Origin of the sequence: Actinomyces lilanjuaniae, assembly GCF_003606385.1 — a bacterium.
Taxonomy (GTDB): Bacteria; Actinomycetota; Actinomycetes; order Actinomycetales; family Actinomycetaceae; genus Actinomyces; species Actinomyces lilanjuaniae.
The window spans coordinates 2,127,211-2,140,704 of the sequence record NZ_CP032514.1 but is presented as its reverse complement, the minus strand read 5'-3'; the positions used below and the strand labels follow the sequence as shown (position 1 = coordinate 2,140,704).

At 69.0% G+C, this 13,494-nt stretch carries 11 protein-coding genes and 2 pseudogenes; 2 read left to right on the top strand and 11 right to left on the bottom strand.

The window, feature by feature from the left end; translation table 11 throughout:
* Window positions 1-119: 119 nt before the first annotated feature.
* The 3 genes and pseudogenes from D5R93_RS09170 to D5R93_RS09160 all read right to left on the bottom strand — a co-directional run bounded on the left by D5R93_RS09170 (window position 120) and on the right by D5R93_RS09160 (window position 3,455).
* Window positions 120-1,528 (bottom strand): annotated as a pseudogene (locus D5R93_RS09170) (sugar porter family MFS transporter).
* Complete coding sequence (locus D5R93_RS09165; protein ID WP_119836458.1) at window positions 1,525-2,364, bottom strand: TIM barrel protein; 840 nt, start codon at window positions 2,362-2,364, stop codon at window positions 1,525-1,527. Before D5R93_RS09165 ends, D5R93_RS09170 begins: the two are co-directional and overlap by 4 nt.
* Window positions 2,361-3,455, bottom strand: a complete 1,095-nt coding sequence (locus D5R93_RS09160) for a Gfo/Idh/MocA family oxidoreductase (RefSeq protein ID WP_119836457.1) — start codon at window positions 3,453-3,455, stop codon at window positions 2,361-2,363. The genes D5R93_RS09165 and D5R93_RS09160 overlap by 4 nt, the downstream gene beginning before the upstream one ends.
* A 239-nt stretch (window positions 3,456-3,694) precedes the next feature.
* Here D5R93_RS09160 and D5R93_RS09155 point away from each other — a divergent pair, with 239 nt between their 5' ends.
* Window positions 3,695-4,765, top strand: coding sequence for a LacI family DNA-binding transcriptional regulator (locus D5R93_RS09155; protein WP_243106685.1), 1,071 nt, complete (start codon window positions 3,695-3,697; stop codon window positions 4,763-4,765).
* Window positions 4,766-4,804: 39 nt separating this feature from the next.
* Here the strand turns inward: D5R93_RS09155 and D5R93_RS09150 are convergent, their stop codons facing one another.
* From D5R93_RS09150 to D5R93_RS09130, 4 genes and pseudogenes are all read right to left on the bottom strand, one after another.
* Window positions 4,805-5,371, bottom strand: coding sequence for a dihydrofolate reductase (locus D5R93_RS09150; protein WP_119836456.1), 567 nt, complete (start codon window positions 5,369-5,371; stop codon window positions 4,805-4,807).
* Between the two features lie 119 nt (window positions 5,372-5,490).
* Complete coding sequence (locus D5R93_RS09145) at window positions 5,491-6,351, bottom strand: thymidylate synthase (RefSeq protein WP_119836455.1); 861 nt, start codon at window positions 6,349-6,351, stop codon at window positions 5,491-5,493.
* On the bottom strand, window positions 6,341-6,784 hold the full coding sequence (locus D5R93_RS09140) for an OsmC family protein (protein WP_120204839.1): 444 nt from the start codon (window positions 6,782-6,784) through the stop codon (window positions 6,341-6,343). Before D5R93_RS09140 ends, D5R93_RS09145 begins: the two co-directional genes overlap by 11 nt.
* Before the next feature lie 218 nt (window positions 6,785-7,002).
* Window positions 7,003-7,508 (bottom strand): annotated as a pseudogene (locus D5R93_RS09130) (DUF2505 domain-containing protein).
* Between the two features lie 300 nt (window positions 7,509-7,808).
* On the opposite strand from D5R93_RS09130, the gene D5R93_RS09125 reads away from it, so the two are divergent.
* Window positions 7,809-9,269, top strand: a complete 1,461-nt coding sequence (locus D5R93_RS09125; RefSeq protein ID WP_119836666.1) for a sensor histidine kinase — start codon at window positions 7,809-7,811, stop codon at window positions 9,267-9,269.
* Between the two features lie 61 nt (window positions 9,270-9,330).
* Here D5R93_RS09125 and D5R93_RS09120 read toward each other — a convergent pair whose 3' ends face one another.
* The 4 genes from D5R93_RS09120 to D5R93_RS09105 form a co-directional block, all read right to left on the bottom strand.
* Window positions 9,331-9,579, bottom strand: a complete 249-nt coding sequence (locus D5R93_RS09120; RefSeq protein WP_119836452.1) for a WhiB family transcriptional regulator — start codon at window positions 9,577-9,579, stop codon at window positions 9,331-9,333.
* 378 nt (window positions 9,580-9,957) lie between these two features.
* Window positions 9,958-11,742 (bottom strand): hypothetical protein, encoded by a 1,785-nt coding sequence (locus D5R93_RS09115; protein ID WP_341466863.1) that lies wholly within the window; start codon window positions 11,740-11,742, stop codon window positions 9,958-9,960.
* On the bottom strand, window positions 11,697-12,023 hold the full coding sequence (locus D5R93_RS15030; RefSeq protein ID WP_423243331.1) for a hypothetical protein: 327 nt from the start codon (window positions 12,021-12,023) through the stop codon (window positions 11,697-11,699). The genes D5R93_RS09115 and D5R93_RS15030 overlap by 46 nt, the downstream gene beginning before the upstream one ends.
* Window positions 11,984-13,456, bottom strand: a complete 1,473-nt coding sequence (locus tag D5R93_RS09105) for an FHA domain-containing protein (protein WP_162933897.1) — start codon at window positions 13,454-13,456, stop codon at window positions 11,984-11,986. Before D5R93_RS09105 ends, D5R93_RS15030 begins: the two co-directional genes overlap by 40 nt.
* Window positions 13,457-13,494: the final 38 nt, after the last annotated feature.

The following is a 13,494-nucleotide window of genomic DNA, read 5'->3' as shown; positions in this document are numbered from 1 at the left end:
GCGCCTGGGGCGCGGCTTGGGGGGGGCTAGGAGCAGGGGCGTAGCCGCCTGCGCGCAGCCGTGCCGCCCCACACGGGCCGACAGGGCGGTGGGACGGCACGGTCTGGGGCGGAACGGGCTCAGGAATAGCGCTTCTCGAAGATGCGCTCGAGCTCCTCCAGGCTGTGTCCCTTGGTCTCCGGCAGGAACCGGGCGTAGAAGGCCAGGGACCCCAGGTTGACCAGGGCGAAGATAAGGAACACGTTGCCCTGGACCAGCTCAATGAGGTTGGGGAAGGTGAAGGCCACGATGATGTTGCCCACCCAGTTGGAGAACACGGCCACCCCGTTGGCCAGGCCGCGCACCCGCATGGGGAAGATCTCGGCGAGCATGAGCCAGAAGGTCACCCCGATGAAGCACTGCATGAAGAACAGGAAGGTCAGCATGAACAGCAGCACCAGGTAGCTGCGGGCAGTGGACTCCGGCAGCAGGAAGGTCAGCCACAGCGCCAGGAGCGAGGCCACGCAGCCGGTCTGCCCGGTCAGGATCATGCGCCGCCTGGGCAGCCGCTTGAGGAAGAAGGCGATACCGATGTAGACCGAGATCACCGAGACCACCCCGTTGGCGATCGTGGCCACGATCGAGGCCTGGGCTCCCAGGCCGGTAGAGATGAGGATCGTGGGGGCGTAGTACATGATGCCGTTGACCCGGTAAGCTGGGACAGGAAGGCCAGCCCGATCCCAATGAAGGTGATCCTGCGGATCCAGGGCACCCGCAGGTCCGCCCAGGAGCCCTTGCCCATGGCTCGCTCCTCCTCCACGCGGTGGAGGATGTCCTCGCCCTCGCCCTTGACGGTGTCAGGCGTACGCACCTCGTTGAGGACGTCCCACATCTCCTGTGCCCGGCCCTTGTCAGCCAGCCAGCGCGGAGACTCCGGCAGCAGGTGGATACCGATCCACAGCCCGATGGCGGGCAGCGTGGCCAGGACCAGCATCCACCGCCAGGCGTTGGCGCCCGGCCACGCCGTGGCGATGACGGCGTTGCTGGTGTAGGCCAGGAGCTGGCCGGTGACGATCATCAGCTCGTTGCGTGAGACCATGGTCCCGCGGATCTCCACCGGGGAGATCTCGGAGAGGTAGACCGGGACGGTGGCGGACGCGCCGCCCACGGCCAGGCCCAGGACGAACCGGGACACCGTGAGGATCCCCATGGAGGGTGACAGGGAGCAGCCCAGGGCGCCCACGAGGAAGATGACGGCGACCGTCATGATGTTCCTCTTGCGCCCGTACCGGTCGGACAGGCGGCCGCCCACGAGCGCGCCCACGGCCGCCCCCACGGTCAGGGCGGCGGTGACGACCGACTCGTCAAAGGAGTCCAGGCCCAGGCCGCCCTCGGAGACCGGGTTCCTCAGGAAGGGCAGGGCCCCGGAGATGACCCCGGTGTCGTAGCCGAACAGGAGGCCACCCAGGGTGGCGATGGAGCGGATGGCGAACAGCCTGCGGTCCACCTGGCGCTGGCTGGTGGCAGGCACGTGAGTGGCGGTGCTCATGACTCAGCCCTGTCAGTGGCCCCGTCGCTGGCCTTGACGGTGAAGGTACGGATGAACTCCTCCAGGGCGGCGTCAGAGACGGAGGTAGATCCGTCTTCCCCGTCGCCCCTCGCCCAGGCCTCCATGCCGATGTTGCCTCGGTAGCCTGCCTCAGCCAGGGCCAGGGCCACCGCTCGGTAGTTGATCTCCCCGGTGCCAGGTTGGGCTCGGCCGGGGACGTCAGCCACCTGGATCTCTCCGACCCAGGGCAGGGACTGTCGGCACAGCTCGATGAGGTTCCCCTCGCCGATCTGGGCGTGGTAGAGGTCCAGGTTCATCCGCAGCCAGGGGGAGTCCACTGCCTGGACCAGGGTGCGCGTGTCGCGGGCCAGAGCAAAGGGGCAGCCGGGGTGGTCCACGGGCAGGTTGAGGTTCTCCAGGGTGAACACGCGCCCCTCGCGCTGCCCCAGCTCGGCCAGGCGGCGCAGGGTGTCCGCAGCACGCAGCCAGTCGGCGGGCGTGGGGTGCTCGTTGGCGACCACGGGGATGCCGCCCTCGCCCAGACCGGTGCCGTGGACGTTGAGGACGGGGCAGGACAGCCGCTCGGCAGCACGCAGGGACTCCTCAGCGGTGGACAGGAACCGGGCAGTGCCCTCCTCGGTGGTGAGGTCGCCCTCGACGTAGCCGGTCATGGAGACGACAGGCACGCCGGTAGCGGCCAGGGCGTCCAGGTCCTTGGTAGTCCAGTCCCAGATCTCTACGTCGACCCCGTGGCCGGCGATGGCCTCGACGCGTTCCAGGAAAGGGCGGTCCAGGTAGATCATCTCGGCGCAGGCAGCAAGGCTGAAGGCGTTCATGCGGGGATCTCCTCAAGCGTGACAGTGCGGTTCTGGCTGGCTGACGTGATGGCGGCACGGGCCACGCGCAGGGAGGCGAGACCCGCCTCGGGGCCGGGAAGGCCTCCGGGAGTGACGACGTCCTCCCCGCGTACCGTGCGTACGAAGGCGTCGAGCTCGGCGACGTAGGCAGTGTGCAGCAGGTCGGTGTCCGCCCGGGAGGTGTCCCAGGCGGCGCCCTGGGAACCGAAGTAGGTCATGTCGCTGGTGCGTGCGCTGCCCATGGTGACCATGCCGGATGCTCCCAGGACCTCACCGCGCACGTCGTAGCCGTAGGAGGCCTCGAAGCAGGCCTCGGCCACGGCAGTGGCGCCGTTGTCAAAGACGATGGTGACCACGGCGGTGTCCAGGAAGCCGTCCGCCTTGGCGTCGGGGCGTACCAGGGCGTCGGCGTGGGCGTACACGGAGACGACCTCGGCGCCGGGGTTGAGCCACAGGAGCGTGTCGAAGTCGTGGATGAGGGTCTCCAGGAAGATCGTGCCCCTGGCAATACGCGACGGGTCCGCCGTGAACGGTCCCGGGTCGCGGGTCACCGAGCGCATGAGCCGAACCTGCCCGACGCGCCCGTCCTCCACGGCCTGACGGGCGGCGGCGAACCCAGGGGCAAACCGCCGGTTGAAACCGACCTGGAGGTGAACACCGGCGTCGCGGCAGGCCTCGATCACCGTGTGCGCGTCCTCGATCGTCGTCGTGATCGGCTTCTCGGTGAAGACGTGCTTGCCGGCCCTGGCTGCGGCGGTGATGGCCGGGGTGTGCAGCGCCGCCGGGGTGGTGACGAGCACCGCGTCGAGGTTGTCCTCAGCCAGGGCGTCCTCAATAGTGGGGACAGCCTGGGCGCCGAGCTCGGTGGCCAGGGCCTGGGCGGCCTCGGCTCGGGGGTCGACCACGGTCGTCAGCTCTGCCCCGGGGACCTCCCGGGCCAGTGCTCGGGCGTGGTGGGAGCCGATGCGCCCGGCCCCTACCAGGGCGGCCCTGACTCTTGCAGAGGCGGTGGGTCTGGCAGCAGAACTGTCGGGAGAGCTGCTAAGTGGGTGAGGGGCGGGTGAGGTCATGGACGACTCCTTTGTCTCGTGGTGCCAGGTGCACCGTTGCCGAGGACCTGTGCCACGTCACACTAGTACGTGCTAGATTGTCAGGACAAGAGAAGACGGTGATGTCTGCACGACAACCGCAGTGACCCTTGAGATCGCGGGGATTAGTCTGTAGGTTGGGGCTACAACGTTCTAGTTGTTCTAGCCGTCTTTGTCAGCCGGGTCCGCTCGGGGCGGCTGGTGCGTCGGGAGGAGCAGCTGTGGTACCACGTGGCAAGGGGCGCGGCAGCGGGTCGCGCGGTCAGGTCACCCTCGTCGATGTGGCCCGTGAGGCCAGCTGCTCCGTCTCCCTGGCTTCAATCGTCATGCGTGGGGCTCCTGGCGCCTCCGAGGTCACGCGTGCGCGGGTCAAGGCCGTGGCCGACCGCCTGGGGTACCGTCCGGACCAGCGGGCGCGAGGCCTGCGCCGGGTCCACTCCGGGCTCATCGGCGTCACCTTCCGTATTCACCACCCCTTCCACGCCGATCTTGTCGAGGGGCTCTACCAGGCGGCGGGAGACAGCGGCTACGAGCTCGTCCTGGGCGGCGTGGTCAGGGGTACGGACGACGTCGAGGCTGCTGAGCCGCTGCTGCGCGACCGCTGTGAGGCGCTGGTCATGGTGGGACCCACTGTGCGCCCTGCCCGCCTGGAGTCGCTGGCCGCCGAGATCCCGGTCGTCGCGGTCGCCCGCCCCCTGCGGGTCGAGGGGGTCGACGTCGTCCGCATTGACGACAGTGGTGGCATAACGTTGGCTGTTGATCATCTTCGCGAGCTTGGTCATCGTCGTATCACTCATATTGACGGCGCTGGTGCTCCGAGCTCGGTCGAGCGGGTCGCAGGCTACCTGTCGGCGATGGATGCTCACGGGCTGGCGGGGCAGGCCTCGGTGGTCCGTGGTGGGACCGAGGAGGTTGACGGGGTGCGAGCCGCGACCCACGTGCTGGAGGCGCAGGAGCGGCCAACCGCCCTGACCGTGTTCAACGACCGGTGTGCCACGGGCGTGGTCAACCGCCTTATCCAGGCCGGTGTGGACGTGCCCGGTGAGATGAGTGTCGTTGGGTTTGACGACTCCGGGCAGGCTGTGACGGCCCTTGTCCCCTTGACGACAGTCGCGCAGGACACCCGCCTGATGGCTCGGACTGCGTTTGAGCGGGCCGTGGCCCGCACGGGCAGGCAGTACCTACCGGGCGAGCAGGTCCTGGTGCCGCGCCTGGTACCGCGTGACTCCTCTGGGCCCGTGCCTACGGAAGCGGTTGCCAGTGTCCGCTGCCAACCCATGCCAGCCCGCTGAGCGGTGCGACCGACCCGTCAGGTTCGTCCCTCGCAGCGTTCAGCGGTGCCGCCAGGTCTCGACCCTCCACCGGGCGTCACCGGAGCGTTCCCGCCACGTACCCGGCGGGTCGGAGTGCACTGGATCGAGCCTCCACTCCTCAGTGCTGATGCCCGGTGCCCGCACCAGTGAGTTCTCCGGCAGCCCCTGCTCCCGGGCGCGGCTGCGTGCGTCCAGGTCTAGCACGCTCACCACCAGGATGTCGGGCAGCCCGGCTCCCATAGCCTGCTCGTAGACACTACCGCCGCCGATGACCCACAGGCGGGGCAGGTCCCGGGCATGCCCCTCGCGCGGGTCGGGGGCGCGCACCCCAGCGGCTGCCGTTGCCAGGCCCGAGCGCAGGCTGGGGGCGGGGCGCGCGCCCTCGGCGTGCCAGGAGGCTCTGCTGGTGAGGACGACGTTGCGGCGCCCGGTCAGGGGGCCGGGCAGGGACTCCCACGTCCTGCGCCCCATAACGACGCCGCAGCCCAGGGTGGCGGCTCTGAAGTGCTGGAAGTCGGCCGGCACCCGCCACAGCATGCCGCCGTCGGCTCCCAGCAGGCCGGTGGTGTCCTGCGCCCAGATCATGCCCAACCTGCCGGGCTTCGCCCAGGAGGCAGAGCACGACGGGAGCGGGTGGCCTGTCACAACTGTGTCCTCCTCCCGCTGCTGCTGCACCTGACTGCCTGCGCTCACACTGCTGCCGCTCACACGGCGACAGGAGCTGTGATAGCGGGGTGGTGACGGTATCCGCGGGAGGCGTCAATGTCGTCCATGGTGTAGGAGTCGATCGAGGCGGCACGCTCCAGGCGCAGCACCGGAAAGGGGAAGGACTGGGGAACCCGGGACAGCTGCTCACGCACCTGCTCCACGTGGTTGTCGTAGATGTGGCAGTCCCCGCCGGTCCAGACGAGCTCCCCGGGCTCCAGGTCCGCCTGCTGCGCCAGCATGTGGGTCAGTAGGGCGTAGGAGGCGATGTTGAACGGGACACCCAGGAACAGGTCGGCACTGCGCTGGTAGACCTGGAGGCTCAGCCGACCCTCGCTGACATAGCACTGGAAGAAGGCGTGGCAGGGGGGCAGAGCCATGGCATCGAGCTCAGAGACGTTCCAGGCGGTGACGATCATGCGGCGGGAGTCAGGATCGGTGCGCAGGGTGGTAAGCAGTTCACTGATCTGGTCGATGACCCCCTTGTCCCTGGTGGGCCAGGAGCGCCATTGGACCCCGTAGACGGGGCCCAGCTCGCCGTCGGCACCGGCCCACTCGTCCCAGATGCGGATACCGCGCTCCTGGAGCCAGCCCACGTTGCTGCGCCCCTGCAAGAACCAGAGCAGCTCGCCCTTGACGGCCTTCATAGCCACGAACTTTGTCGTGAGGCGAGGGAACCCGTCTGCCAGGGCGTAGCGCAGCTGGCGGGCGAACAGGGACCGGGTACCGGTGCCTGTCCGGTCCCGCTTGGCGGCACCGTGGGTGAGGACCTCGGCCAGGAGGTTCTCGTAGGCGACGTCGACCTGTGCCGGCGGGTGGAGTCCCAGCTCGGCCAGTGCCGGGTAGCGCTTAGTCCTCATCCGGGTCGACGATGTCCAGGGAGACCGTGGCTCCCTTCTCGATCGTGTGGCCGACGGTGCAGGACCTCTCGATCGCGCCCTCCACCCTGTGAGCCAGGAGCTGGCGCTTGTCAGAGTCCAGGGCGGACAGGTCGGTGACGATCTCTACCTGGAGGGACTCGTAGCGCTCCTCCTCCTCGTTCTTGACCGAGGAGCATCCGACGGTCGCGGCGAAGTCGTCTCCGAGGGCCTTGGCGAGACGGTGGTCGGCTGACAAGGTGTTGCAGGTCGCCAGGGCTATCTTCAGCAGCTCCCCAGGGGAGAACTCACCCGGTCCCATTCCTACCCTGACCTCGGCCCCGTTGGCATTGCGGCCAACGTACTGGCGGGTCCCTACCCGCTCAGCCCAGACTGCGGACGCAGGAGGGGGTGTGGTAGCACTGTGCTCGCTCATGCGGTGATCGTGCCACGTATGGCTGAGCGGGCTCTACGCCACAGCGTGTGATGCGCGCACAGCGGACACGGGATTGTGCCGGTCCGGCCTCCAGATCAGGACGCGTCCGGTCGCGGCCGGGTCAGTCGGGGGCGGCCCAGCTGCATCTGGTGGCCGGGCCGCCCCCGGCGGTGGTAGCCGCGAAGTGCCCGTGAGAAGGGGGCCGGCTAGATCAGGGGTCAGTGCTGCGCGAGCCAGGTCGCGGCGCGCTTCTCCTCGTCCTCGACGACTCGGCCCACCCGGGAGGCAGCCCTCTCCTCAATGCTCTTGCCGACCAGTGGCACCGTGACCTCTAGGTCAACGTCGACGGTGACAGTGGTGGCGTCCCCGGCCGGTGCCATGGTGGCCGTGGCCGCCACCTTGACCGGTGCTCCCTTGACGTCAATGTCATAGCTTCCCGTCCGGGAGCCGTCGGCGGCTGCCGCTCCCCACGTCTCGGAGACTGTGAAGCTGACCCCGGACCGGACAAGCCGTGCCGCGGCAGCGGGCAGCCGGGAGGGCGGCACGCTGCCGGTGATTGTGGTAACAAAACCGTGGTCACTGCCCTGGCCGTCCGGCGTGACTGTGGCGGAGGCGTCGTCGAGACCGAGCCGTTCCACGCGGAGGTCCTGGTAGCTGGGGTCGGCGAGCATCGCGGCGGCTCGGGCGGGAGGGCGGGGTAGGTGATGGTGATCGTCTTCCTCATGCGAGGATCTTGCCATGCCGGTCGCCGCGCATGTCGATGTTTCACTGGAGATCTTCATCTAGTTTTCGTGACTTCCTCAGGTGCTCTGCCCGAGCAGCCGGGTCGGGCCCCGAGGGTCCGGGCTGCCCCTGCCAGCCTGGGGACGAGGGCAGGGGTGCTCGCGGGATCTCGTGGGACTAGGACAGCGTGCTGAGGTCTTGTGTCAGGCGCGCGCGGGCCGGGGCCGACCACGTGCAGGACCGCAGCGGTGATGCCGAGGTGGGTGGGGTCGGTGTCCCAGGGAGGCGATATCCTGAGAAGGTGCCGATTTTTCTCCCCGCAGCCCTTCGTGGTATCGCAGACCTGTCCGACGCCGACCTGGACTGGATCCACCAGCTGGTTGCCGACTGGCAGGTCGTTGCGGACCTGTCCACCTGTGACCTGGTGCTGTGGGTGCGTACGCGTACCGGCCCTTTTGTTGCCGTCGGCCATACCCGGCCCTCCGGGGGCGCCACCGTCCACCTTGAGGACGTGATCGGTCGGCGTATGCCCGCCTCCCGTGAGGTGATGGCAGAACAGGCCTTGACCAGCGGGGAGGTCCAAGTCGCCACCGAACCGTACTGGACCGGGACGGCTGCGGTCCAGGAGGAGTATGTCCCTGTGGTTCGCGCGGGCACTCCTGTCGCGGTCGTCACCCGTGAGATGTCGGTGGGGGTGATCCGGGGCGGTCGTATCGTGGACCGGGAAATGGAGAGGCTGGCTGATCTCCTGTGCCAGATGGTGGCTGAGGGGACCTTCCCGCTCACCGGCGCCGGCACGACTATCCGTCACGGCACTCCGCGCGTGGCTGACGGTGTGGTCCACCTGGGTGAGGACGGGACGGTGCTCTATGCCAGTCCTAACGGGCGCTCCTGCTTCTACCGTCTCGGTATCAAGGGAGACCTGGGAGGAGTGCTGCTGGCGGAGGCGGTCACGTCCATCATTCCGGCACGCACGCAGGTCGATGAGACTCTTGCGGTGGTGCTCATGGGGCGTCAGGCGTGGCTCACGGAGGTAGAGGCCGGTGGCGTCTTCCTGTCGCTGCGCTCTATCCCGCTGACCCTGCAGGGTAGGAGGGCCGGGGCTGTCCTCCTGGTCCGCGACATCACCGAGGTGCGCCGTCGTGAGCAGGCCCTCCTCAGTAAGGACGCGACGATCCGCGAGGTGCACCACCGGGTCAAGAATAATCTTCAGACGGTGTCCGCGCTGCTGCGCATGCAGGCGCGGCGCGCCTCCAACGAGGAGACGCGCCACGCCCTGTCAGAGGCGGAGAGGCGCGTGACGACCATCGCCACTGTTCATGACGCCTTGAGCCACAGCGCCGACGAGCACCTGGAGCTTGACGAGATACTCTCCTCGATCCTGCGGATGGCCGCTGCGGTCGCCAGCCCTACCAGCAGGGTCGAGACTCGTGTCCAGGGGTCCTTTGGCTCTGTGGGAGCCAGCGCGGCCCAGGCTCTGGCGACTGTGCTCGCCGAGCTGGTGACCAACGCGGTCGAGCACGGCCTTGAGGGCGGTGACGGAGAGGTCTGTGTCCACGCCGAGCGCGACGGGGACACGCTGGAAGTGCACGTGACAGACAACGGGGCCGGGGTACGGCCTGGCACCCTCATGACCGGACTGGGAACCCGCATTGTCACCACCCTGGTGCGCGGCGAACTACGCGGGTCGATCGAGTGGCTGCCCGCTGCGGGAGGCCGAGGCACGGACGTGCTCGTCAGAGCGAGGCTGAGCGGGGCCTAGTCTGTCCTGTCCTGTCCTGTCCTGCCTGGCCGTACCTGAGCCGAGACACTAGGAGGCAGTGTCAGGAGGAGCGGCGTGCGCGTGCAGCCCTCCGCTTGAGGGAGCGGCGTTCGTCCTCGCTCATCCCGCCCCAGACACCTGCGTCCTGACCGTTCTCCAGCGCCCACTTCAGGCAGGTGTCCACGACCTCACAGCGGGCGCAGACCTCCTTGGCTCGCGCGATCTGGGCAATGGCTGGACCTGTGTTGCCGACAGGGAAGAAGAGTTCGGGGTCGACAGTCAGACATGCAGCCCGGCTACGCCAGTCCATGAGTGCCCCCTTCAAGGTCTCTTGTCAACGGTCCAAGGTCTCCGCGTCAGTTCCTGGCCCTCCAGTTCGATGTGGCCCGGACATAACCCGCGACGCTGGTCGGAGGGACGGTGTCCACGTACGCGCACTACCTTCACATGTGGTTAGGAAACGAGCAAGAGCCCAGTGGTGAGACCTGTGCCGAGACAGTGTCGTGATCCTCACAGGCGATGTTTCGTACGTTCACGAACGCTGTGGTTGTGAGCGATTCCTGGCCGTGCGAATCATGGCGGCAGGAGCACTGTGGTACCTGCGTGGGGCCGTGTTCTGCCGGGTGGCTCGTGGGCGTACCTCGGCAGCACAGCCGGTCGTGGTTGCTACATGTGGATGGCAGGCACGTCAGGTATATTGCGCTGCTCCGTTGGCTGCTGGGCCCGGCTGCTCGCACGGGAACGGGGCGACCACCTGCAGCGGTGTGGCGGTGCCACGGTGGACAAGGACACCGCGCCCGGGAAGGGACAGCGCCCGGGGATCCGTGGCTGGGCGCAGCGGCAGCCCGGCGACCTGGTTCCCCGGACCGATTCCCGGCCACAGCACGACGACGGCGGCGCGTTCCCGCAGAGTCGCCAGCACGCCTCGGTAGGCGCAGGCCGCTCGGTCTGTCGCCGCCGAGGCCAGGACGGTGCCTCCGCATCCGAGTACGTACTCTGCTGCGGACACTTCCTCGTGCGGAGCCAGGTCGAGGTCGTCATACACGTGAACAGGACCGGTGAGGGCGTGCTCAAGCGCGGCGAGCGTCGCGGTGCGTCCGGACCTGGGAGGGCCGACGACCAGCACGCTGGTGCCCCGTGGCACGGGGACGGGAGAGGCGTCGTCACCTCCTATCGCCCAGGTTCCGGGGGCCACGCTGGCAGCGGGGACGAGCCGCGGAAGCGGCTCCAGCCGGGGCACGGCAGGACCGGCTTGGCTGTTACGGCGAGGGCGAGGGCGTGAGCGCTGTGAGGTCGGGCTCGGAGGGAGGACCACCTGGCACGCAGCGGTACCGGAGCCGTCTAGGACGATACCCCGGCCTGGGCCGCTGCCGGTGACCACTGCGCGCGGAAGACAGGCCTGAGCCGCCTGGTCGTTGCGATACGCCCCAAGAACCAGCCTCAGTCCGATGGCGCAGCCCCAGCGGGAGGAGGCCGCAGCCAGGGGAGCAGTCAGCAGCAGGCAGGTACCAGTGCCTGGGGCGGTCCGGACCAGCGTCTCCAGCAGGCTGTAGCCCTCGCCGGGACCAAGGGCCTCGTCGACAGCAGGCACCAGGGCGTCAACGTCGTCTAGGCACAGCAGGCTCCCGGCCAGCGACCCGGAGGCAGCCAGGGACCACAGCCGGGCCAGGCGCCGGGGATCCTCGGCCCCGACAACGGTACCCAGTCCGTCAGGTGCTGGCTCCAGCGCGGACCACACCTGGTCGACTGTTCCGCAGGGAGGCGCTGCTGTCTTGGAGGACTGGGGGCGTGGTGACCGGGACAGGCACAGGTGGACGGGTAGGTCGGCCTCCAGGGCGGCTGTGGCGGCGCTGAGCAAGGTCGTGGTACGTCCTGACCCAGGTGAGCCTAGGACCATAAGCGGGCGCTGGCTGTCCCAGTACCACAACCCGAGACTCTGCTCCTCCGGCAGGTCGGTGAGCCCCAGCAGGATGGTCGGGGCCTGTTCGGGGGCCTGCGCCGCGGTCGTGTCCTGGTGGCGGGACTGGGGGAGGGCGTACGTCCTGCGGGGTGCGGCGAGGGAGAGGGCCTGGTCCCGGTCCACGCGCGCTGGTAGAGGTGCTGCCCACGGTCTCCAGGCGGCTTCGTGGCCCTGCGCGGACGCGGCCACAAGTCCTACCAGCGACGCAACCTGTTCCTCGGTCCCGCACCAGGGAGCCTGGAGGACCTCTGAGTCGGGTGCGTGCGTCCCGTGGACGAGCACCCGACCGGGATGGCGTGGCAGGTGGGCGGCGCCCTCGTGGCCCAGGACGTCCCGGGAGTCAGCCGAGTCCAGGACGCGTAGGCACGCTCGCAGCGCTGTGTTGGTGCGGATTGTCGGGGACACGGCTCCCTGAGGTCGCTGTGTGGCCAGGATGAGGTGGATGCCGAGGCTGCGTCCCTGGGCGGCTAGGCGCACCAGTGTGTCCAGGACGTCGGTATGGCTAGCAGCCAGCGTGGCAAACTCGTCAATGGCGATGACCAGGCGGGGGACCCTGATCCGTGGGGGCAGGGAGAGGATGTCCTTGGCCGCGTGCGAGGACAGGAGGCGTTCCCTGCGTCGGACCTCGGCCTGGAGGGAGGACAGTGCCCGCTGAGTGCCCGCGGGGTCCAGGTCAGTGAGGACGCCCGCCGTGTGTGGCAGGCTGGCCAGCAGGCCGAAGGCGGCACCCCCTTGTAGTCGACGAGGACCAGCGTCAGCCGGGCGGGGCTGGTGCCCAGCGCCAGCTGCAGCAGCCAGGAGACCAGGAGCTCGGACTTTCCTGAGCCGGTCGTGCCTGCAAGCAGGGCGTGGGGCCGTGCTCGACCAGGTCGGCGCGGACAGGACCGTCCGCTCCCACGCCGAGGACGGCCTCCAGGCGGGGCGTCCCCTGGCCTGTGGCTGTCAGTCGTTCCTGACGCTTCCAGGACTCGGAGACGTCAGCGGGGTCGAGGTCGTCAAGCAGTTCGCTGAGGACGACCTGCTCCGGCAGCGCGCCATCCCTGTCTCCCGAGCCGCCTGCCTGCCAGGTGACTGCCCCCAGGGTGCACACGGCCTCCCACCAGGTACGTGAGCAGGTGGGGGCCGTAGACGACCCGGCCCTGACGCTGAGTGCCTGCGGTGGCACGGAGCCGTGTGGGCAGACCAGGATCATCGCCTCCCTCGGGCGGTTCGCGGGGCCCCACAGCAGCCGCGCGCCTGTATCGGTCAGGAGCACTCGAGCCTGCTGACGAGCCAGGACCTGGCTACACCACCACCGTAGAGTGTCGTGGGCGTAGTCCCCGGTCAGGGCTAGCCGGTCCCCGCTGTCCAGCGACAGGACCTGTCTCCTGCGGGCCTTGCCGGTCCAGGCCCGCTGCTCCTCCCCCTCCTGATCAGAAGGCGGCTGCACGCCCGTGCCAGCGTCAGAGGGGCGGAGATCGAAGGAGCGGGCTGCCACGGCAAGCAGCATGGTCGAGGGATCGGGGCGGTGTCGGCTCCAACCAGGTCTGTCACGTCGTGGACAGCCCCGGTGGGTAGGAGCAGGACGGGTGCTGGCGCGGTGCCGTGAGGTCTGGTCCTGCGAGGCCAGGGCCAGCCGCACGGCGAGCATAGCTATGACAGGCACAGCCGCTATCAGCCTGAAGGTGCCTGGTACCTGCCCCGAGTGGGTGGCGACCAGGGCCAGTGCCGCCACCGGCAGGAGGCAGACCAGGACCGTAGCAAGGGCTCGGCGGTAGGCGCCTGCCTGGGGGCGTGGCGGGGTCGCGACCAGGAGGCTGGTAGGGCGGTGCCGCAGCTCGAGGACTGAGTCGCCCAGGTGTAGCCGGGACCCCTCTCTGAGACGGCTGTGCCCGTGCAGCCGCCGCCAGCGTCCTCGGGGAGGCCGGTGCCAGGAGCCGTTGGCCGAGCCGACGTCGTGGGCGTCTACCCCGCCCGGGCGTGCACGCAGGGACAGGTGGTGACGGGAGACCAGGGGGTCTGACAGCACTCCGTCTCGCCCGAGGACCACGTGGCCGTCTACCGGTACGACCAGCCCCGTGTCAGGTCCTGTCAGTACCGCCAGGTGCCAGGGGGAGGCCAGCGAGCTGCGGGCGGCGCGGACAGCAGGCTGCCGGTACCGCGTATCCGGTTCCTTGTGCGCGTGGGAGGCTGTGGTTGTTGTCGTGGCTGCGGTGGTCTGGGTCGGTGCGGCGTGTCGAAGGGTCACGTCTGCCAGGGTGCTTCCTGACGGGGACGGCTCCTGCG